The sequence below is a fragment of the Sphaerisporangium sp. NPDC051017 genome (assembly GCF_040683095.1).
GTDB lineage: Bacteria > Actinomycetota > Actinomycetes > Streptosporangiales > Streptosporangiaceae > Sphaerisporangium.
This window is the reverse complement of record NZ_JBFBCI010000005.1, coordinates 175,675-195,056: the sequence shown is the minus strand read 5'-3', so window position 1 is coordinate 195,056 and position 19,382 is coordinate 175,675. Positions and strand designations below refer to the sequence as shown.

Sequence of the window (19,382 nt, the reverse complement as noted above, 5' to 3'; positions counted from 1 at the left end):
GGTTGCCGTAACGTGGTTTTGTCATCGCGCAAAGTAATGGCAACGGGTTACGGCCCGCCCGGAAATCGTTAGATGTTCCTGGCGAAAGCCAGGTCGTCGGCTATGGGAGCCGGATCCCGGATGGTGAGATCGATGTGCCACATGGTGGGGAGTTGTGGCAGACTTCGGAACACCATGCTCTACGGTCTGCTCATTATCAGCAGGCGCGCCGGCTGACACAGGGACACCGCCGGCGCGCAGACCTCTCACGTCCGTGAGGGGTCTTTTTGTTTGGGCACGAACTTCCGCCCCGAGGATCCGCGCGCGGCGAAACGATCGCATCCGCGAAGGAGACGAGAAAACCATGGCTGACGACCGATTCCACGTCTACGACTCGACGCTGCGCGACGGCGCGCAACAGGAGGGGCTGACCCTCACTGTCGCCGACAAGCTCGCCATCGCGCGCCATCTGGACGATCTGGGCGTCAGTTTCATCGAGGGGGGATGGCCGGGCGCCAACCCGAAGGACACCGAGTTCTTCCGGCGGGCTCGAACAGAGCTCGACCTGAAGCACGCGCAGCTCGCCGCGTTCGGCGCGACCCGCCGGGCCGGGGTGAAGGCGGCCGACGACCCATTGGTCGCCGCGCTGCGCGAATCCGGCGCGCCGGTCGTGACTCTTGTCGCCAAGAGCCACGACCGGCACGTGGAGCTGGCCCTCCGCACGACGCTCAAGGAGAACCTCGCGATGATCCGCGACACGGTCTCCCACCTTCGCGCGGAGGGTCAGCGCGTCTTCCTGGACGCCGAACACTTCTTCGACGGGTACAAGTCCAACTCAGCGTACGCGCTGGAGGTCCTGCGCACGGCCGCCGAGGCCGGGGCGTCCGTGATCGTCCTGTGCGACACCAACGGCGGCATGCTGCCGGACGAGCTGGCCGACGTCGTCCACGAGGCGGCGGGGACGGGCGCGCGCATCGGCATCCACTGCCACGACGACACCGGCTGCGCCGTCGCCAACACGCTGGCCGCCGTCAAGGCCGGCGCCACGCACGTCCAGGGGTGCGCCAACGGGTACGGCGAGCGCTCCGGCAACGCCAACCTGTTCAGCGTCGTGGCGAACCTGCAGCTCAAGCGCGGGTTCGACCTGGTGCCCGAGCAGTCGCTCGCCGAGATGACCCGCATCGCGCACGCGATCAGCGAGGTCACCAACGTCACGCCGAACTCCCACCAGCCCTACGTCGGCGTCTCGGCGTTCGCCCACAAGGCGGGCCTGCACGCCAGCGCGATCAAGGTCGACCCGAACCTGTACCAGCACATCGACCCCGCCAAGGTCGGCAACGACATGCGCATGCTCGTCTCGGACATGGCCGGGCGGGCGTCGGTCGAGCTCAAGGGCAAGGCCCTCGGGTACGACCTCACCTCCGCGCAGTCCCGCGAACTGGTCGAGCGCGTCAAGGAGCTGGAGTCCCGGGGGCACACCTTCGAGGCCGCCGACGCGTCCTTCGAGCTGCTGCTGCGCGACACGGTCGCCGGCGAGCGCAGGCGGTACTTCGGCGTCGAATCCTGGCGCGTGATCGTCGAGCGGCGCCCCGGAGGCGACGTCGTCAGCGAGGCGACCGTCAAGCTGCACGCCAAGGGCGAGCGCATCGTCGCGACCGGCGAGGGCAACGGCCCCGTCAACGCCCTGGACCGTGCGGTGCGGGTCGCGCTGGAGAAGCTGTACCCCGAGCTGGCCGAGGTCGAGCTGATCGACTTCAAGGTCCGCATCCTGGAGGGCACCCACGGCACGGACGCGATCACCCGCGTGCTCATCGCCTCCAGCGACGCGGCGGGCGAGTGGGCGACGGTCGGCGTCGGCGAGAACATCATCGAAGCGTCCTGGCAGGCCCTGGAGCAGGCAGTCACGTACGGCCTCCTGCGCGCGGGCTACGGCGCAGATCCGGCGACCACCTCTGTGGGCCACAACGCCTGACCAGGAACCAGCGGCAGGGTGCAGACCGTGCGAGGGGCGTGTCGGCTTCTCGCACGGTCAGGCAAGCATTACCCCGCATACCTGGCTACATCCGGTGGAGCGATCATCCGAGCGGGGACGCTAGGACAGGTTCCCCGAGGCGGCGCGGAAGGAGACGGTGCCGCCGGAGGTCGTGACCTTGACGCGGGTGCCCGCGCAGGTCACCTCGGGGTCGCCGGCGTCGGGGACGACGATGGTCAGCAGGGACCCGGCCGGCGGCGACACGACGACCGAGGCGGGCACCTTGCTCATGTAGGACGGGGAGATCCAGCCCTGGTACGGGTTCGTCCGGCCGCGCACCACCGACTGGCCGGAGACCGGCTTGCACGACGGCATCGCGACCTGCACGACCGTGGCCTTCCAGCCGGACTTGTCCTTCACCACGACGCGCCCGCCGCTCGTGGACACCGGGGTCAGCGCGGGGTCCAGGTGCCAGTAGCTCCGCGCCTTCGCGCCCGCGGGCACCGTGTCCAGCACCGCCATCACGTCGTCTCCGTGATTGACCAGCACGGACCGCGTGCGGGTCACGCCGTACGCCTTGTCGGCCAGCTTGTACGACTGCCGGTCGCCGCCGATCGACGAGCGCACCAGCGAGGTCGCCGTACGGCCGCGGAACGGCTTGCCGGCCACGACCGGCACGTTGTGCGCCTCCGGGGACATCGTCCAGTACCGGTACGCCGTCCGCTCGTAGGAGTGGAAGCCCGCCTCCACCAGCACGTCGCGGCCCTGCGCGTAGTAGGTCACGCCCATGTGGTCCTCGTGGCCGTGGAACTTCAGGCCCGGGCCGAAGCGGATCGAGTAGTACGCCGACTCGGGCTTGTCCCAGGCCGTGCGGCCGAAGACGTATCCGGCCCTGAACACCTGCACGGTCTTCTTCGGGTGCTCGTACCCCGACGGCTTGACGTCCGCGCCGCCGTCGCCGATCGGCACCATGAACCCGCTGGGCTCGGTGGCGTGGGTGATGTACCCGAGCAGCGACTCCCAGCGCTTCTGGATCTCGGCGGGGATCGCGCGGCCGCAGTCCTTGATCGCGTCCATGCCGACCTTGAGCCGTTCGTGCACGTAGATGCCGTAGCGCGGCGCCTGCTCCTGGAGCGCGCCCTGTGCGTCGATGTCGAGCTTCACCGACCCGATCATGCGGCGGATCGCGAGGTCGGCCCACTCCTTGTGCCCGGTGCGGCAGCCGATGCGCAGCAGGGCGATGTCCTGGTCCAGGCCGTGGTTGTGGCCCTTCTCGTACAGGGCCGGGTTCGCCAGCATGACGGCGTGGTCGGCGAGGCTGCCGGTGAGCCAGGACGCCGAGACGTGCCTGCTCAGGCAGACCAGGACGGGCGCGCGCAGCGCGATGGGGTGCTCGTCCCAGGCGTACTTGCTGGCGCGTGAGCTTCCCCGGGGGTTGCTCTCCACCCAGCTCTTGGTCAGCTCGGTGGCCCGGGTCAGAAGGCCCTGCTCGCCGGAGGTCTCGTAGTCGGCGACGAGCCGGCCGATCCAGCGCAGCGAGGAGAAGACCATGTCCCAGGAGCGGTTCTTGTACGGGCTCCAGTTCCAGTCGATCGTCTTGCCGATCTTGACCGGCGGGAGGTCGAGGAACTGCACCTGACCGGCCATGATGTCGGCCGAGGTCGGCGTGGCGGGAAGCCAGTCGCCCTGGCATTCGGCCGTGGTCCTCGCGGCGGCCTTCGTGGCCGAGGCGGCCCCTGTCGTACGGGCGTCGGAGGTTCCGGCGCCGGCCGGGGCGGCGAGGGAGAGGGCTCCACCGGCCAGGAGGAGAGTCGTGAGAATACCGAGGGCTCGTGTGCGGCGGCGCACGCCAGTTTCCTTCCTTGACCAGGGGTGGAGGCGGATCATGGTGTCCGAATCACACCGGTATGGTCAAGTGGCGCGCATCACTTCTGTCACATCGTTAACAACCGGATGCGTACGGCGGCCGTCCCGAGGCCGTAGGCAGGGCCTCTTAGGGGGCGCGGGCGTCTCCCGAGAGGTACTGGGAGGACCAGCGGTCAGTTTCCGGCCGCAATGTCGGGCACGCTGGAGTCATGGCGAACACGAGCTCCCGTACGCTGCGGCTCCTCTCCCTCCTGCAGACCCACCGCTACTGGCCGGGAGCCGAACTCGCCGAGCGGCTGGAGATCTCCGTCCGCACCCTGCGCCGCGACGTCGACCGGCTGCGCGAACTGGGCTACCCCGTCGAGGCCCACCGCGGCGTCGACGGCGGCTACCAGCTCGCCGCGGGCGCCGCCCTGCCCCCGCTGGTGGTGGACGACGAGGAGGCCGTCGCCCTCGCCATCGGCCTGCGCGTGGCCGCTCAGGGAGCGGTCGCCGGCATCGAGGAGGCCTCGGTGCGCGCGCTCGCCAAGGTCGTGCAGGTCATGCCGCCCCGGCTGCGGCGCAGGATCGAGGCGCTGCGCGCGGCCACGCAGCCGACCGTCTGGGGCGCCGGCCCGACCGTCGACGCCGGGACGCTCACCACCGTGGCCCAGGCCTGCCGCGACGAGGAACAGCTGCGGTTCTCCTACACCGCGCGGGCGGGCGAGGTCACGGAGCGGCACGTCGAACCCCACAGGCTCGTCTCGCTCGGCCGCCGCTGGTACCTCGTGGCCTACGACCTCACCCGGCACGACTGGCGCAGCTTCCGGCTCGACCGCCTGAGCGAGCCGCGCGGCACGCGGGACCGCTTCCGGCCGCGCGAGCTGCCCGCCGAGGACGCCGCCGCGTTCGTCCGCGCGGGCATCGACACGATCGTCGCGCCGGTGAGCGTCGAGGTGATCGTGCACACGCCCGCCGGCGAGCTCCGCGGTCGGCTCGGGGAGTGGGCGACGATCGACGAGATCGACGCCACGCGGTGCCGCCTGCGGATGACCGCGGAGAACCTGGAGTGGCCGGTGTTCGCGCTGGGCGTCAGTGGGGCGGACTTCGAAGTGGTACACCCGCCCGAGCTCACCGACCGGCTGCGCGAGTGGTCGGCCCGCTTCCTGCGCTCCACCGGGAGCACCGGGACCGGGAGCACCGGCGAGACCGCGTCAGCTTCTCGGTCGTGAACGACCGAGCTTGCAGCTCCTCGCCGTCGATGGCGTCGACGGTTCGGGCCGCGTACGGCAGCGTGACTCACTGCCCGGCATGGCAAGCCATGCCGCGTGTCGCAGTGCCGATAACGGATCAGAGAGCCGTTCCCCAGCGAACCGGGTGCGTTCAATCCCGTCACCGCATCACCGAGAGCAACACCGAAACCACAAGCAGGGAAGCCATTCCTCTCGGGTGTGAACACCCGAGGTTCCTGGCTGGACAGCACTGAAACCGGCCCCGGTGCCGCGCCCCGAACCGTGCTCATGGCCGCGCCTCCGGCACGGCGGTCCGGGGCGCTCCTTTAGGCGGCGTTCTTCCGTCGTCACTCGGAAGGGGTTCGTTCCTCACCCCTTCCTCCCTCCTCCTCCAGAACACCGCCGCGCCCCGAACTGTCAGTCCTTCTTGCGCCCGGCCGACTGGACGACCTCGAACGTCCACAGCTCCGAGCCCGTCGCGGCCGGACCGCCCTGGCCGTGCCCGTGACCCTGCCCGTGACCCTGGCCCTGCGCGGCGGCCTCGGCGGCGGCGCGGGCGTGGCCCGCCTGGAAGGCCTCGCTCTGCTGCCAGCGCTGGAAGTCCTCCTCGCTGCGCCAGCGGGTGTACACCAGGTACCTGTCGGTGCCCTCGACCGGCCGCAGCAGCTCGAACCACTCGAACCCGTCCGACGACTCCACCATGCCCGCGCGGCCGCCGAACCGGCTCTCCAGCGCCTCCCGCATCTCGGCCGGAACCGACAGCACGTTGATCTTCACAACCGACATGACCACTCCCTCGCCGGACGGATCCATCCCTGGGGTGGCCGCGCGGCCGCCCCACTGAGCCCACCCTATGATCCGCCTCGTCCGCCCTCCCGACGGCCGGTCCGGCGGAGCGGCCGATGTGCTCGGGGGAGCGTGGCGGCACTAGCCTTGTGGGGTGCGTATCGCAAGGTTTTCCACAGGTGAAGGCGTCGCGTTCGGGGTGGTCGAAGGCGCTCAGGGTGAGGAGTTCATCTCCAGGGTCGACGGGCACCCGTTCGGCACGATCCAGTTCACCGGCGAGCGCTACCCGCTCCAGGAGGTGCGCCTCGTCGCGCCGATGCTCCCCAGCAAGATCATCGCGGTCGGCAAGAACTACGCCGCGCACGCCCGCGAGATGGGCGGTGAGCCGCCGGCCGAGCCGCTGATCTTCGGCAAGCCGTCCACCTCGGTGATCGGCCACGGCGAGGCGATCGTCTACCCGCACAAGCTCTCCGAGCGCGTCGACTTCGAGGGCGAGTTGGCCGTGGTCATCGGCCGCCTCTGCCGCGAGGTGCCGGTCGAGCGCGCCCACGAGGTGATCTTCGGGTACACCTGCGCGAACGACGTCACCGCCCGCGACCTGCAGCGCAAGGACGGGCAGTGGACGCGCGCCAAGGGCTTCGACACGTTCTGCCCCCTCGGCCCGTGGATCCAGACCGAGCTCGACCCCGCCGACCTGGCGATCACCACGACCGTGAACGGCGATCTCAAGCAGAGCGGGCGCACGTCCCAGCTCCTCCACGACATCCCGAAGCTGATCGCCTACATCACCGACGTCATGACGCTGATCCCCGGCGACGTCATCCTCACCGGCACGCCGGAGGGGGTCGGCCCGCTGGAGGACGGCGACGAGGTGAGCGTGGGCATCGAAGGCATCGGCACTCTCACCAACCGGGTGGTTCCGCGTGACTGATCAGCAGGGCTCCGCCGAGCCCACGTTGCGGGTGCGATTCGCGCCCTCCCCGACCGGCATGTTCCACGTCGGCGGCGCCCGTTCCGCGCTGTTCAACTGGGCGCTCGCCGAGCAGTCGGGCGGCCGCTTCGTCCTGCGCATCGAGGACACCGACGCCGCCCGCAACCGGCCGGAGTGGACCGAGGGCATCATCTCGGCCCTGGCCTGGATCGGCGTCAACGGCGACTCGCCGTACTTCGAGGGGCCGTACTTCCAGTCCGCGTACGAGGAGCAGCACCGCGCCGCCGTCGCCAAGCTGGTCGCGGACGGCCGGGCGTACCACTGCTCCTGCACGCGCGAGGACGTGAAGGCGCGCACCGGCTCCGAGCACCAGGGGTACGACGGCTTCTGCCGCGACCGGGGGCTCGCCGAGGGAGCGGTGCGCTTCCGCACCCCCGACTCCGGCGTGACGGTCGTCGACGACCTGGTGCGGGGCCGGGTGGAGTTCCCCGACCAGGCGATGGAGGACTTCGTCATCGCCCGCAGCGACGGCTCGCCGCTGTTCGTCCTGGCCAACGTCGTGGACGACATCGAGATGCGCATCACGCACGTCGTGCGCGCCGAGGAGCACCTGTCCAACACCCCGAAGCAGCAGATGCTCTGGGACGCGCTCGGCGTCGCGCCGCCCGTCTGGGCGCACGTCCCGGTCATCGTCAACGAGAAGCGGCAGAAGCTCTCCAAGCGCCGCGACAAGGTCGCGCTGGAGTCCTACCGCGACGAGGGCTACCTCGCCGAGGCGATGGTCAACTACCTCATGCTGCTCGGCTGGGGCCCGGGGGACGACCGCGAGATCATGCCCTGGTCCGAGATGGTGCCGCTGTTCAGGCTGGAGGATGTGAACCCGTCCCCGGCGTTCTTCGACGAGAAGAAGCTGCGGGCGTTCAACGGCGAGTACATCCGGGCGCTGCCGCTGGAGGTGTTCATCGGGCGGTGCGAGCCGTGGCTGGACCCGAGCTGGGGCCGGGAGACGTTCGCCAAGGTCGCCCCGCTGGCGCAGACCCGCATCGCGGTGCTCTCGGAGATCACGGCCAACGTCGACTTCCTGTTCCTGGACGAGCCGGTGTTCGACCCGGCGAGCTGGGCCAAGGCCATGAAGCCGGGCGCCGAGGAGATCCTCGCCGGCTACCTCGCGCGGCTGGAGACGGTCTCGTTCGACCCCGAGTCGCTGAAGACCGCCCTGGAGGAGGTCGGCGCCGAGCACGGGCTCAAGCTCGGCAAGGCGCAGGCCCCGGTGCGGGTGGCGATCACCGGGCGCTCGGTCGGCCTGCCGCTGTTCGAGTCGATCGAGGTGCTGGGCAGAGAGAAGTCCCTCGACCGGCTGCGCGCCGCCCTCCACCTGCTGCGCAGCGGGGCGACGCCGACCACGACGCCCGCCTGAGCGCCGTCTGAGGGCCGAGACACGGGACGGCGGCCCGGGAGTGGTTTCCGGGCCGCCGTCCGCCGTCTCAGGGAGGGTCAGAGCAGGCCGCGGCGCTCCAGGAGCGGCTCGATGCGCGGGTCGCGCCCGCGGAAGGCGCGGAAGCCCGTCATCGGGTCCACGCTGCCGCCCTTGGACAGCAGCTCACGGCGGAAGGTGTCGCCGTTCCGCCGGGTGAGCCCGCCGTTCTCCTTGAACCACTCGACGGTGTCGGCGTCCAGGACCTCGCTCCAGATGTAGGAGTAGTAGCCGGCGCTGTACCCGCCCGACCAGATGTGGGCGAAATACGTGCTGCGGTAGCGCGGCGGCACCAGCGGAAGATCGATGTTCGCGTTGCGCAGGGCCTGCCGCTCGAACTCCAGGGCGTCGGCGGGCTTGTCGTCCAGCGTGTGCCACGCCCAGTCCAGCAGCGCCGCCGCGAGGTACTCCACGGTCCCGCGGCCCTGGTCGAACTTCTGCGACTCCAGCATCCGGTCGACGAGGTCCTGCGGCATGGGCTCGCCGGTCTCGTGGTGGCGCGCGTAGTTCGCCAGCACCTCCGGCCAGACCGCCCACATCTCGTTGACCTGCGAGGGGTACTCGACGAAGTCGCGCGGCACGGCCGTGCCGGAGAAGTACGGGAAGCCGACCTCGGAGAACAGCCCGTGCAGGGCGTGGCCGAACTCGTGGAACATCGTGTTGACCTGGTCCCACGTCAGCAGCGTCGGCTCGCCCTCCGGGGGCTTGACGATGTTGAGGTTGTTGACCACGACCGGCCGGGTGCCCTCCAGGGCCGACTGCTTGACCAGGCTGTTCATCCACGCGCCGCCCCGCTTGGAGGCGCGGGCGTAGTAGTCGCCGAGGAACAGGCCGAGCGCGGAGCCGTCCTCGTCGAAGACCTCGAAGACCCGCACGTCCGGGTGGTAGCCGACCAGGTCGGGCCGCTCGGCGAAGTCGAGGCCGTACAGCTTGTGGGCCGCGTAGAAGACGCCGTCGCGCAGGACGCGGTTCAGCTCGAAGTACGGCCGCATCAGGCGGCTGTCGACGGCGTAGCGGGCCTGGCGCACCTTCTCGGCGTAGAACGACCAGTCCCACGGCTCCAGGTCGAAGCCGGTCAGTTCGCGGAGCTGCTCGGCCTCCCTGTGGGCGTTGCTCACGGCGGCGGGGACCATCTTGCTGAGCATCTCGGTGACGGCCCGGGTGCTGGGCGCGGTCTGGTCGGCCACGACGTACTCGGCGTGGTTGCCGTAGCCGAGCAGGGCGGCCCGCTCGGCCCGTAGCTCGGCCAGGCGGAGCACGAGCGCGGCGTTGTCCCGGGCGCCCCGCTCGACGGACGCCTTGTGGATCCGCTCGCGCAGCTCGCGGTCGGTCAGCTCGGCCAGGACGGGCTGGAGGGTGGGAAGCGCGAGCGAGATGACGTACTTGCCGTCGAGGCCCCGGGCCTTGGCGGTCTCGGCCGCCGCCTTGATCGCGTCGTCGGACAGGCCGTCGAGCCGGGCGGCGTCGTCCACCACGATGGCGGAGGCGTTCGTGTCGGCGAGCAGGTTCTGCTCGAACGTCGTCGAGAGGGTGGAGAGCTCCTCGTTCAGGCTTCTCAGCCGCTTCTGGTCCTCGGGGCCGAGCTCGGCGCCCGCCCGGACGAAGTCGGTGACGTACCGGTGGAGGAGCCACGCGCGTTCGGGGTCCAGGCCGTCGGCCGGGACCGCGCGGACCCGGGCGAAGAGCCGCGCGTTCAGGTGGATCGCGTCGCTGTGCTGGGTCAGCCGCGGGGTGATCTCCTTCTGGATCTCCTGGATCCCCGGGCTGGTGTCCGCGGAGGCGCGGTTGAAGAACACCGTGGTGACGCGGGTGAGGAGCTCCCCGGACCGTTCGAGCGCCTCGATCGTGTTCTCGAACGTCGGCGGGTCGGCGCTGGCCGCGATGGCCTCGACCTCGGCGAGCTGCTCGGCCATGCCGCGCTCGAACGCGGGCGCGTAGTGCTCCTCGCGGATCTCCGCGTACGGGGGCAGCCGGTACGGCAGGGCACTCTGGACGAAGAACGGGTTATCGGTCAACGCGCCTGCTCCTCACGTGGCAAATGTCTTCCCTGAAGGGTTACACAGCCTGGGCATGCTCGGTACCGCCGATTCGGGCGCCTGGAGACGTGAGGGCCGCGCGCGGCGGAGGGCGCCCGAGGCGGCCGAACGACGGGCTCACCAGGAGGAATCCGGCGGTTCGGCAATCGTTTTGGTCTTGGCCCCCAAGCTGGGCTATTCTTTCGGAGTCGCGAGCGAGGCCCACGGCAAGTAGGGCCCGCGAGCAATGGGGTATGGGGTAATTGGCAGCCCGGCTGATTCTGGTTCAGCTAGTCTAGGTTCGAGTCCTGGTACCCCAGCGGTCATCCGCAACGACGCCTATGTCTCTCAGAGACATAGGCGTTTTCGTTTTCCGGTGATCCGGGCGAGCGGGTCGCCAGGTCATGACCATCGGTTTGGCCGTGCTCTCGCGGGTGCGGTAGAGTTACGCCCGTTGCGAGGCGTCCGGAAGGGCGCCTCCCTCGGTTCGAGATCTCGGATCCAGAGATTTGGGTCCAGATACGCAGCGCGCGAGGTCCCGTCGTCTAGTGGCCTAGGACGCCGCCCTCTCAAGGCGGTAACGCCGGTTCGAATCCGGTCGGGACTACCACGCCGCGGTGTCGAGAGATCGAGATCAAGCAGGCCAGGCTCCGTCGTCTAGTGGCCTAGGACGCCGCCCTCTCAAGGCGGTAGCGCCGGTTCGAATCCGGTCGGGGCTACAAGGTCGAAAACCCTCGGAAACGCGTTTTCCGGGGGTTTTCGCGTTCCCGGGGTCCCGCCCAGGGCCGCGGCCTGGAGGCGTCCCCCAGGCCGCGTGAGCGGCGCGCCCGGCGGATACCGGGTTAGTCCGTAGTGCTCCGGCCTTCAGGCCGGGGGTGAAGGGGACTGTCCCGCGTAGCGGGGCAGGAAAGCCGATCCGCCGCCAAGGGCGGATCGGCGTTACCCGGCGGAGTCGAGATGGTTGTGCCGTTCGATCCGCCGGGCGTGGTGGACGAGGATGGTGCGGGGTTCGCCGTGGCGTTCGGCGATGGCCGGCTCACCGGTGAAGAAGTAGGCGCCCCAGGTGGTCGCGAGTTCTCGAACACTCATTCGCCCGGCCCGGTACCGGGATACCGTTGACGCCTTGCAGCTCAGGTACAACTTCCGCCTCTACCCGACCGCTGGTCAGCGTACCGAGCTGGCCAAGGCGTTCGGGTGCGCGCGGGTGGTGTTCAACGACGGGCTGCGCGCACGGACCGACGCCCACGCGGCCGGGCTGCCGTACGTTTCGGACGGTGAGTTGTCCAAGCGGGTCATTTCCGAGGCGAAGAGGACGCCTGGGCGCTCCTGGCTTGGTGAGGTGTCGGCTGTGGTGTTGCAGCAGGCGCTGGCGGACTTGAACCAGGCGTACCGGAACTTTTTCGACTCGGTCAGCGGGAGGCGGAAGGGGCCGAAGGTGGGCCCGCCCCGGTTCCGGTCCCGGAAGGACAACCGGCAGGCGGTCCGCTTCACGAAGAACGCCCGCTTCTGTGTCACGCCCGGCGGGAGGTTGCGCCTGCCGAAGATCGGGGACGTGGAGGTCCGCTGGTCGCGCGCCTTGCCCGCCGGACCGTCCAGTGTGACGGTGGTCAAGGACGCGGCCGGCAGGTATTTCGCCTCGTTCGTCGTCGACGTCGAACAGCGACCCCTTGCACCTGTCGAGTCCGAGACAGGGATCGATCTGGGGTTGGGGCACTTCGCGGTCTTGTCCGACGGGCGGAAGATCGACTCGCCGCGTTTCCTGCGCCGGACGGAGAAGAAACTCAAGAAGCTCCAGCGGGCGCTGTCGCGCAAGGTCAAGGGGTCGAGCAACAGGGCCAAGGCCCGGCGGAAGGTCGCCCGGCAGCATGCGAGGGTCGCCGACGCGCGCCGTGAGTTCCACCATCGGCAGTCCACTCGGATAGTTCGCGAGAACCAAGCGATCTACGTGGAAGATCTGGCGGTCAAGGGACTGGCGCGCACCCGGCTGGCCAAGTCTGTGCATGACGCGGGCTGGTCATCCTTTGTCGGGATGCTGGAGTACAAGGCCGCGCTGTACGGGCGGGTCTTTCATCGGATCGACCGGTGGTTCCCCTCCTCCAAGCTGTGCTCGGACTGCGGGGCCGTCGCCGGGTCGATGCCGCTGAAGGTCCGGTCGTGGAGTTGCCCGTGCGGGGTGGTCCACGATCGGGATGTCAACGCCGCGCGTAACATCCTGGCCGCCGGGAGGCGGCAGGTCGCCGCTGGACGGAAACCCGTGCCTGAGATGGGCGGGAAGCGGAGACCCAAAACGCCTGTGGAGACTGGTAAGACCCGGACCTCCGCGCCCCGGCGCGGTGGGAAGGGCGCGGTCGAGGAAGCAGGAAGCCACCGAAGTGCCGCCGCGTGAGCATGCGCGGCACAGGCGGAATCCCCGGGCCTTCAAGACCCCGTTGCCTCAGCAACGGGGTCCCTTCAGCCCGGGGAGCGCGTCAATCGGCCTGCCCGGAGCGCGAGCGCGCCTTGAACAGCGCCCGCTTGGCCGCCTTGGCGACCTGCCGGTCGGGGTGGGCCTCGCCGATCGCCTCCAGCAGCTCCTCGACGTGCGGGTGCGGCACCTTCCAGATGACCTCCAGCAGATTGCCCAGCACGGGCGCCGGCCCGATGTCGTGCAGGCTGCTGACGAACTCCGGCGTGCCGAGGCCCGCCGAGATCGTCCACATGTCGAGGATCAGCCAGTGGGTGTCGCTCTGGCTCGGCTCGGGCGCGCCGACGACGCCGAGCTGGGCGAGGTGCGTCGCGGCGTACGGGCGCAGCGAGGCCTCCTTGAGCGCCTCCTGCCAGGCGGGGACGGCGACGGGCCCGAGCGAGCCGACCAGGCTGGCCGCCTGCACGCGGATCAGTGCGTCGGCCTCGTCCTCGGCGGCGGCGGCGAGGAGCTCCTCGGCGGCCGTGGCGGGGTCGCGCAGCTTCATCCAGGCGGCGAACTCGGCGTCGGCTTCCTCCTCGGGCAGGTCGGCGCTGAGTGACAGCAGGTCGAGAGCGGTCATCGCGTCGATCGCGGGGCGCGCGTCCACCTCGATGTCGTCGTCGTCCAGCAGGTGGACCACGCCCTCGGTGCCGAGCGGCGTCAGGCGCACGCGCCCGGCGTCTGCGGTGACCATGCCGTAGCCGGTGAGCCACTCGACGACGGAGGCCAGCGGGTCGCCCGCCTCGGCCCAGGCGGTGGCGCCGAGGTCGTCGAACTCGGCGGCGGCCTCGGAGAGCTCCTCGGTGAGCTCGCCGAGCGGACGCTCGCCGCCGGCCAGCAGCAGGCGGACCAGCAGCGCGCGGGTGAGCCCGGACAGCGCGAGCGTCAGATCGTCGTCGTCCAGCTCGGGGTCGCCGTAGTCGACGGAGTGGAGCCCGAGCATCCAGGCGTCCAGGACGTCCTCGTCGTTCTCGAACGGCCACGCCGCGGTGTCCTCGTCGACGCTGACGGTGTCCTCGCCGTCGGGGGTGAGGAACTCCAGGTCGACCGCGAGGTTCCACAGGTTCCACAGCGCGGGGACGGCCTGGGCCAGCGGGCGTTCGGCGGGCTCGGGCAGGCCGACGATGGCGAGCGCCTCGCGGATCTCGTCGTCGCTCAGCAGCGTCTCTTCGCCGACCTTGCGCGCGGTGCCCACCCAGGCGGCCAGATCGCGGGCCTTGGAGATGAGCGGGACGGCGCGGGCCTCGTCGGCCAGCTGGGCGTCGGGGCGCAGGCGGATGGTCGGCAGGTCGGCGAGCTCGTCGGCGAAGGGCTCGAAGTCGCCGAGGCCCTCGACCTCCTCCTCGTCGAGATCTTCGTCCTCGTCCTCTTCGTCCCACTCGCGCTCGCCGATGACCTCCTCCATGGCCTCGACGAAGTCGTCCTCGATCGCGTCGAGCCCGTCGAGCAGGTCGTCGAGGTCGTCCGAGTCCTTGGCCAGCCGGCCGGTCTCGGACAGGAAGGTGAGGTAGGCGCGGACGGCCGGGATCATGCCGTCTGCCGCCGTGTCGGGATCCTCCACGACCTGCGGCATGCGCTCCACCAGGACCGGGCGGAGGTCGCCGCGTTTCCACAGGTGGACGTCGTCGCGGGCGATCAGGCGGTGCCAGAGAGCGGCCGGTCCCACCATGTCGGGATCACTGTCCGGTGCGTGTTGGGGTGCCCAGAGAATGAACTCTTGAAGGAGGGGGCGCAGCTCCGATGCGGCTGCCTCGATGCGATCTGTCACTCCGCCAGGCTAGTGCTTGGCGGCGGCCGTCTCTAATCAGTTGGCCCTGCTTCCGGACTCAATCGGCGAGCGGGTCGCCGACCGGCCCGTACTGCCCTCTGCCCTGCGCGAACAGCGGGTCAGTTGGCCCGGCGCATCGCCTCGGTGATGCGCTCGGCGGCGGCCACGACGGGGGCGGCGTGGATGCGGCCGGGGGTGCGCGTGAGGCGCTCGATCGGGCCGGAGACGGAGACCGCGGCGATCACCTTGCCGCCCGCGCCGCGGATCGGCGCCGAGACGCTGGCGACGCCCTGCTCGCGCTCGCCGATGCTGTGCGCCCAGCTGCGCCGGCGCACGCTGGCCAGCGTGGCGGCGGTGAACTTGGCGCCGCGCAGGCCGCGGTGGAGGCGGTCGGGCTCCTCCCAGGCCAGCAGCACCTGGGCGGCGGACCCGGCGGTCATCGGCAGGGCCGTGCCCACGGGGACGGTGTCGCGCAGGCCGCTCGCGCGCTCGGCGGCGGCCACGCACACGCGCTCGTCGCCCTGTCTGCGGTAGAGCTGGGCGCTCTCGCCGGTCTGGTCGCGAAGCTGGGTGAGGACGGGGGAGGCGACGGCGAGCAGGCGGTCCTCGCCGGCGGCGGCGGACAGCTCGGAGAGCCGGGGGCCGAGGATGAAGCGGCCCTGGGTGTCACGGGAGACGATGCGGTGGTGCTCCAGGGCGACGGCGAGACGGTGGGCGGTGGGGCGGGCCAGCCCGGTGGCCTGGACGAGTTGTGCCAGGGACGCGGGGCCCGCCTCAAGGGCGTTGAGCACGAGCACGGCCTTGTCGAGTACGCCGACTCCGCTAGAGTTGTCCATACCCCGATACTGCCGTCTCGCTATCCGAGATGCAACTGGGTATCTACGCGAACGATCGGTAGGCTGTCCATATCCCGAAATTTCCGTCTTATTTTCTGAGACGTGCCGGGGGCCTGAAACGCAAGGAGGCGTTCACGACATGGGTCGCACACTGGCCGAAAAGGTATGGGAGCGGCACGTCGTCCGGCGTGCCGACGGCGAGCCGGACCTGCTCTACATCGACCTCCACCTCATCCACGAGGTGACCAGCCCGCAGGCGTTCGACGGCCTGCGCATGGCGGGGCGCAAGGTGCGCCGTCCCGAGCTGACCATCGCCACCGAGGACCACAACGTGCCGACCGTCCTCGGCCCCATCGCCGACCCCGTGTCCAAGGCCCAGGTCGATACCCTGCGCAAGAACGCCGCCGAGTTCGGTATCCGGCTGCACCCCATGGGCGACGCCGGGCAGGGCGTGGTGCACATCATCGGCCCGCAGTTCGGCCTCACCCAGCCGGGCATGACGATCGTCTGCGGCGACTCGCACACCTCCACCCACGGCGCGTTCGGCGGCATCGCGTTCGGCATCGGCACCTCCGAGGTCGAGCACGTGCTCGCCACCCAGACGCTGCCCGCGTACCGGCCGAAGACGATGGCCATCGAGGTCTCGGGCGAGCTGCCCTACGGCGTCACCGCCAAGGACCTGATCCTCGCCATCATCGCCAAGATCGGCACCGGCGGCGGCCAGGGCCACATCATCGAGTACCGCGGCGAGGCCGTCCGCAAGCTCTCCATGGAGGGCCGCATGACGGTGTGCAACATGTCGATCGAGGCCGGCGCCCGGGCGGGCATGATCGCCCCGGACGAGACCACCTTCGCCTACCTCAAGGGCCGGGCCCACGCGCCGTCCGGCGAGGCCTGGGACGCCGCGGTCGAGTACTGGAAGTCGCTGCGCACCGACGACGACGCCGTCTTCGACACGGTCGTCGAGATCGACGCCTCGACGCTCTCGCCGTTCGTCACCTGGGGCACCAACCCGGGGCAGGGCGCGCCGCTGAACACCGCGATCCCCGCGCCCGAGGAGACCTCGGACCCCGCCGCCGCCCGCCGCGCGCTCGACTACATGGCCCTGACGCCCGGCACGCCGCTGAGCCAGGTCCAGGTCGACACCGTCTTCGTCGGCTCCTGCACCAACGGCCGGCTGGAGGACCTGCGCGCCGCCGCCGAGATCCTGCGCGGACGCAAGGTCACCACGCGCACGCTGATCGTCCCCGGGTCCATGCAGGTCAAGGCGGAGGCCGAGGCCGAGGGGCTGCACGAGGTGTTCCAGGCCGCGGGTGCCGAGTGGCGCCAGGCCGGCTGCTCGATGTGCCTCGGCATGAACCCCGACACCCTCGCGCCGGGCGAGCGCAGCGCCTCCACCTCCAACCGCAACTTCGAGGGCCGTCAGGGCAAGGGCGGGCGCACGCATCTGGTGTCCCCGGCGGTCGCCGCCGCCACCGCCGTGACCGGCCGTCTCACCGCGCCCGCCGACCTGTAAGGAGCCAGGACAGATGGAAGCCTTCACCACCCACACCGGCCGGGCCGTGCCGCTGCGCCGCAGCAACGTGGACACCGACCAGATCATCCCGGCGGTCTGGCTCAAGCAGGTCAGCCGCACCGGCTTCGAGAAGGGCCTGTTCGCCGCCTGGCGCGAGGACCCGGAGTTCGTCCTCAACGACGCGGCCTACGCGGGCGCCTCGATCCTGGTCACCGGGCCCGACTTCGGCACCGGCTCCTCGCGTGAGCACGCCGTCTGGGCGCTCCAGCAGTACGGCTTCCGCGCCGTCGTCGCGGCGCGCTTCGGCGACATCTTCCGCAACAACTCCACCAAGATGGGGCTGCTGCCGATCGTCCTGCCCGCCGAGACGGTCGAGGCCCTGCAGAACGCCGTCGAGGCCGACACGTCCATCGAGGTCACTGTCGACCTGGTCGAACGTCAGGTCCGCTGGGGCGGCGAGGTCGCCGGGTTCGAGATCGACGACTACACCCGCTGGCGCCTGCTCGAAGGGCTCGACGACATCGGCCTGACCCTGACGCACGCGGATGACATAACGGAGTACGAGAATGGTCGGCAGCCATGGCTGCCGACGACCGTTTGACAGATGCCGCGACGCCCGGGACCGCCGGGCCGCACACGAGAGCCTCGCAGGCCGAGAGCCGCGAGGACATGCTGGCGCGGCGGCTGCGCGACGCCTATCGTCGCGTGGCCGCCGCACGCCTTCCCCCGGACGAGAAGCAGCGGATCGCGCGCCGTTTCGTGGTGATCTGTGACCTCGCCAAGCGAGACGTCGATCACGCCTGCACGCGCCTGGACGACTTCCTGGCCACGCTGGAAGCAGAATCCGACACGCCGAGTAGCCGAAACATCGCCGGATGTGATTGAGTCCTAGCCCTGTGTACCTTAATTTCAAGCGGGTAAGGGGTTTCTGACCGCTGACTGGTGGGCGCGTGCCGGAACCCCGCGCTTGGCCACACCGGGTGAGATCGGCCGCGGGCCGTCGGCCCCGGCGCTCATCCTCAGACAGCGGTAACCAGGGGGAACAACCGAGATGAACAAGCGAGAACTCGTGGACGCGATCGTTGATCGGGTCGGCGACAGGAAGACGGCCACCGAGGCCGTGAACGCGATAATCGAGGCGATCCAGCACGCTGTCGCGAACGGGGAGAAGGTCTCGATCACCGGGTTCGGTGCTTTCGAGATGGCTCACAAGCCCGCCCGCCAGGCAAGGAACCCTTCGACCGGCGAGCCCATCAAGGTGTCCGAGAGCTGGGGGCCCAAGTTCAGGGCCGGTGCCGACTTCAAGGAACAGGTCAACGCGGCCGGCAAGAAGGCCGCCAAGAAGAAGTGACGACCGTCTGACGACGATCGACCGGCGCCCGGGGCCACCACAGGTCCCGGGCGTCCGTATGCCTGGGCGTGTCCGCCCCGTCGGACACGAGCGGCGCGCTAGTCCGGCAGCGGGAACGTGGACAGGGTGATCGCGGTGATGACGGCGCCCTCGACGCGGATGTTCACGCGCTGGCCGGAGCGCAGCAGGCGCAGGGGACCGGCGTCGAAGGCGGGGGCGTCGAACGGCAGCTCGGTGCCGTCGTCGAGGAACACCGACCCCGACCGGGTCCGCTGGTCGAAGGTCCGCACCGTCGCCTGCACGCGCGCCAGTCTAACAGCGGCGCCGTCCGGTGGGCCGGGGACGGCGCCTTCCGCTCAGGCGTCCTTCCGCTCAGGCGTCCTTCGGCTCGATGTAGGAGGCCAGGCCCCGGACGATGATGTCGAGGCCGACCTCGAACCGCTCGTCGTTGGTCTCCTCGAACATCATGCTCGACAGGGCCAGCAGGTGGGGGAAGCGCTCGGGCGGCAGCGCGTCGAAGTACCCCTTGATCGTCTCACGCATCTCGTCCCAGGAGCCGACGTCGGTGTTGCGGCGGCGTTCCTCCCACATCGCCTCGGCGTAGGCGAACCCGTCGATGAAGGTGGACAGCATGTCGCCCGCGGCGGCGGCGACGGGGTCGGGCAGCCCGGCCCCGCGGAACAGGGCCATCATGCGCTCGACCTGGGGGAGCAGCTCGGGGAGGAACGGGATCTGGGCCATGGAGATGCGGGCCATGTCGCGGTGTTCCAGCAGGCGGGCGCGGCCGAACCGCGCGAAGTCCTTGACCTGCTCCTGCCAGCGCTCCGGATCGGGCTCGGGCAGCACCCATGAGTCGAACAGCCGCATGTACATGAGCTGGAACAGGTCGTTCTTGCCGGCCACGTGCGCGTAGAGCGCCGAGACGGCGACGCCGAGCTCGCCGGCGACCTGCCGCATGCTCAGCCTGTCGTACCCCTCGCGGTCCAGGACGGTGAACGCGGCGTCGACGATGCGCTCGCGGGTGAGTGGGACGCGGACCTGCGCCGACCGCCTGCGCGACCGCTCCCAGGGGGGCGCGGGCACGGCGTCGTCGCTGTCCTGTCCTGTCATGCGTAACCCCCGCCTTCAGGCGTTCTCGCGTGGATCCCGGGCAGTCTAGTCGGCCTGGAGAACACCGCTCGTCTGAGCAGAACACCACTCTGTTTCGCGATATATCTTGTCTTTGCCGCAC

Annotated in this window: 17 protein-coding genes and 3 tRNA genes; 12 read left to right on the top strand and 8 right to left on the bottom strand. The window is 70.2% G+C overall.

Features of this window, described 5'->3' with window-relative positions; genetic code table 11:
• Nucleotides 1–343: 343 nt before the first annotated feature.
• Nucleotides 344–1,951, top strand: a complete 1,608-nt coding sequence (gene cimA / locus AB0M95_RS07330) for a citramalate synthase (RefSeq protein WP_363760738.1) — start codon at nt 344–346, stop codon at nt 1,949–1,951.
• A 120-nt stretch (nt 1,952–2,071) separates the two neighbouring features.
• On the opposite strand, the gene AB0M95_RS07325 is transcribed toward cimA, so the two are convergent.
• Nucleotides 2,072–3,799, bottom strand: coding sequence for a heparinase II/III family protein (locus tag AB0M95_RS07325; RefSeq protein ID WP_363760735.1), 1,728 nt, complete (start codon nt 3,797–3,799; stop codon nt 2,072–2,074).
• A gap of 227 nt (nt 3,800–4,026) precedes the next feature.
• Here AB0M95_RS07325 and AB0M95_RS07320 point away from each other — a divergent pair, with 227 nt between their 5' ends.
• Nucleotides 4,027–5,028, top strand: coding sequence for a YafY family protein (locus AB0M95_RS07320; RefSeq protein WP_363760732.1), 1,002 nt, complete (start codon nt 4,027–4,029; stop codon nt 5,026–5,028).
• A 417-nt stretch (nt 5,029–5,445) separates the two neighbouring features.
• On the opposite strand, the gene AB0M95_RS07315 is transcribed toward AB0M95_RS07320, so the two are convergent.
• A complete protein-coding gene (locus AB0M95_RS07315) occupies nt 5,446–5,814 on the bottom strand; it encodes an antibiotic biosynthesis monooxygenase (protein WP_363760729.1) in 369 nt (122 codons plus the stop codon).
• A 154-nt stretch (nt 5,815–5,968) separates the two neighbouring features.
• Between AB0M95_RS07315 and AB0M95_RS07310 the strand changes: the two genes are divergently transcribed.
• Nucleotides 5,969–6,745: a fumarylacetoacetate hydrolase family protein gene (locus AB0M95_RS07310; RefSeq protein WP_363760726.1), complete on the top strand. Its 777-nt coding sequence runs from the start codon at nt 5,969–5,971 to the stop codon at nt 6,743–6,745.
• Nucleotides 6,746–6,776: 31 nt separating this feature from the next.
• Nucleotides 6,777–8,162, top strand: a complete 1,386-nt coding sequence (gene gltX, locus AB0M95_RS07305; RefSeq protein WP_363760827.1) for a glutamate--tRNA ligase — start codon at nt 6,777–6,779, stop codon at nt 8,160–8,162.
• 77 nt (nt 8,163–8,239) lie between these two features.
• Here the strand turns inward: gltX and AB0M95_RS07300 are convergent, their stop codons facing one another.
• Complete coding sequence (locus AB0M95_RS07300) at nt 8,240–10,234, bottom strand: M3 family metallopeptidase (protein ID WP_363760723.1); 1,995 nt, start codon at nt 10,232–10,234, stop codon at nt 8,240–8,242.
• Between the two features lie 248 nt (nt 10,235–10,482).
• Between AB0M95_RS07300 and AB0M95_RS07295 the strand changes: the two genes are divergently transcribed.
• The 3 genes from AB0M95_RS07295 (at nt 10,483) to AB0M95_RS07285 (ending at nt 10,953) form a co-directional block, all read left to right on the top strand.
• Nucleotides 10,483–10,554, top strand: a tRNA-Gln gene (locus tag AB0M95_RS07295).
• Between the two features lie 214 nt (nt 10,555–10,768).
• Nucleotides 10,769–10,844, top strand: a tRNA-Glu gene (locus tag AB0M95_RS07290).
• Between the two features lie 36 nt (nt 10,845–10,880).
• Nucleotides 10,881–10,953 (top strand) — tRNA-Glu (locus AB0M95_RS07285).
• Between the two features lie 220 nt (nt 10,954–11,173).
• Here the strand turns inward: AB0M95_RS07285 and AB0M95_RS07280 are convergent.
• Nucleotides 11,174–11,323 (bottom strand): hypothetical protein, encoded by a 150-nt coding sequence (locus AB0M95_RS07280; protein WP_363760720.1) that lies wholly within the window; start codon nt 11,321–11,323, stop codon nt 11,174–11,176.
• Nucleotides 11,324–11,357: 34 nt separating this feature from the next.
• On the opposite strand from AB0M95_RS07280, the gene AB0M95_RS07275 reads away from it, so the two are divergent.
• Nucleotides 11,358–12,620, top strand: coding sequence for a transposase (locus AB0M95_RS07275; protein ID WP_363760717.1), 1,263 nt, complete (start codon nt 11,358–11,360; stop codon nt 12,618–12,620).
• Between the two features lie 82 nt (nt 12,621–12,702).
• On the opposite strand, the gene AB0M95_RS07270 is transcribed toward AB0M95_RS07275, so the two are convergent.
• A complete protein-coding gene (locus AB0M95_RS07270) occupies nt 12,703–14,349 on the bottom strand; it encodes a hypothetical protein (RefSeq protein WP_363760714.1) in 1,647 nt (548 codons plus the stop codon).
• Nucleotides 14,350–14,567: 218 nt separating this feature from the next.
• The gene (locus AB0M95_RS07265) at nt 14,568–15,284 is read right to left on the bottom strand and encodes an IclR family transcriptional regulator (protein WP_358511891.1); all 717 of its coding nucleotides are present in this window, start codon (nt 15,282–15,284) and stop codon (nt 14,568–14,570) included.
• Nucleotides 15,285–15,423: 139 nt separating this feature from the next.
• On the opposite strand from AB0M95_RS07265, the gene leuC reads away from it, so the two are divergent.
• The 4 genes from leuC (at nt 15,424) to AB0M95_RS07245 (ending at nt 18,151) form a co-directional block, all read left to right on the top strand.
• The gene (gene leuC / locus AB0M95_RS07260; protein WP_363760711.1) at nt 15,424–16,800 is read left to right on the top strand and encodes a 3-isopropylmalate dehydratase large subunit; all 1,377 of its coding nucleotides are present in this window, start codon (nt 15,424–15,426) and stop codon (nt 16,798–16,800) included.
• 13 nt (nt 16,801–16,813) lie between these two features.
• Nucleotides 16,814–17,401 (top strand): 3-isopropylmalate dehydratase small subunit, encoded by a 588-nt coding sequence (leuD, locus tag AB0M95_RS07255; protein ID WP_363760708.1) that lies wholly within the window; start codon nt 16,814–16,816, stop codon nt 17,399–17,401.
• The gene (locus tag AB0M95_RS07250) at nt 17,380–17,685 is read left to right on the top strand and encodes a hypothetical protein (protein ID WP_363760705.1); all 306 of its coding nucleotides are present in this window, start codon (nt 17,380–17,382) and stop codon (nt 17,683–17,685) included. Before leuD ends, AB0M95_RS07250 begins: the two co-directional genes overlap by 22 nt.
• Nucleotides 17,686–17,851: 166 nt before the next feature.
• The gene (locus AB0M95_RS07245) at nt 17,852–18,151 is read left to right on the top strand and encodes an HU family DNA-binding protein (protein ID WP_358511903.1); all 300 of its coding nucleotides are present in this window, start codon (nt 17,852–17,854) and stop codon (nt 18,149–18,151) included.
• Nucleotides 18,152–18,249: 98 nt separating this feature from the next.
• Here AB0M95_RS07245 and AB0M95_RS07240 read toward each other — a convergent pair whose 3' ends face one another.
• Together AB0M95_RS07240 and AB0M95_RS07235 are read right to left on the bottom strand one after the other, a co-directional pair.
• The gene (locus tag AB0M95_RS07240) at nt 18,250–18,453 is read right to left on the bottom strand and encodes a hypothetical protein (protein WP_358511906.1); all 204 of its coding nucleotides are present in this window, start codon (nt 18,451–18,453) and stop codon (nt 18,250–18,252) included.
• A gap of 70 nt (nt 18,454–18,523) precedes the next feature.
• Nucleotides 18,524–19,261 (bottom strand): TetR/AcrR family transcriptional regulator, encoded by a 738-nt coding sequence (locus AB0M95_RS07235; RefSeq protein ID WP_363760700.1) that lies wholly within the window; start codon nt 19,259–19,261, stop codon nt 18,524–18,526.
• Between the last annotated feature and the right edge of the window lie 121 nt (nt 19,262–19,382).

What these genes read in the sequence shown, in the direction of transcription:
- cimA (WP_363760738.1), top strand. Translation starts at nt 344, where the DNA reads ATGGCTGACGACCGATTCCACGTCTACGACTCGACGCTGCGCGACGGC.
- AB0M95_RS07320 (WP_363760732.1), top strand. Translation starts at nt 4,027, where the DNA reads ATGGCGAACACGAGCTCCCGTACGCTGCGGCTCCTCTCCCTCCTGCAG.
- AB0M95_RS07315 (WP_363760729.1), bottom strand. Translation starts at nt 5,814, where the DNA reads ATGTCGGTTGTGAAGATCAACGTGCTGTCGGTTCCGGCCGAGATGCGG.
- AB0M95_RS07280 (WP_363760720.1), bottom strand. Translation starts at nt 11,323, where the DNA reads ATGAGTGTTCGAGAACTCGCGACCACCTGGGGCGCCTACTTCTTCACC.
- AB0M95_RS07270 (WP_363760714.1), bottom strand. Translation starts at nt 14,349, where the DNA reads ATGGTGGGACCGGCCGCTCTCTGGCACCGCCTGATCGCCCGCGACGAC.
- AB0M95_RS07265 (WP_358511891.1), bottom strand. Translation starts at nt 15,284, where the DNA reads ATGGACAACTCTAGCGGAGTCGGCGTACTCGACAAGGCCGTGCTCGTG.
- leuC (WP_363760711.1), top strand. Translation starts at nt 15,424, where the DNA reads ATGGGTCGCACACTGGCCGAAAAGGTATGGGAGCGGCACGTCGTCCGG.
- leuD (WP_363760708.1), top strand. Translation starts at nt 16,814, where the DNA reads ATGGAAGCCTTCACCACCCACACCGGCCGGGCCGTGCCGCTGCGCCGC.
- AB0M95_RS07250 (WP_363760705.1), top strand. Translation starts at nt 17,380, where the DNA reads ATGGCTGCCGACGACCGTTTGACAGATGCCGCGACGCCCGGGACCGCC.
- AB0M95_RS07245 (WP_358511903.1), top strand. Translation starts at nt 17,852, where the DNA reads ATGAACAAGCGAGAACTCGTGGACGCGATCGTTGATCGGGTCGGCGAC.
- AB0M95_RS07235 (WP_363760700.1), bottom strand. Translation starts at nt 19,261, where the DNA reads ATGACAGGACAGGACAGCGACGACGCCGTGCCCGCGCCCCCCTGGGAG.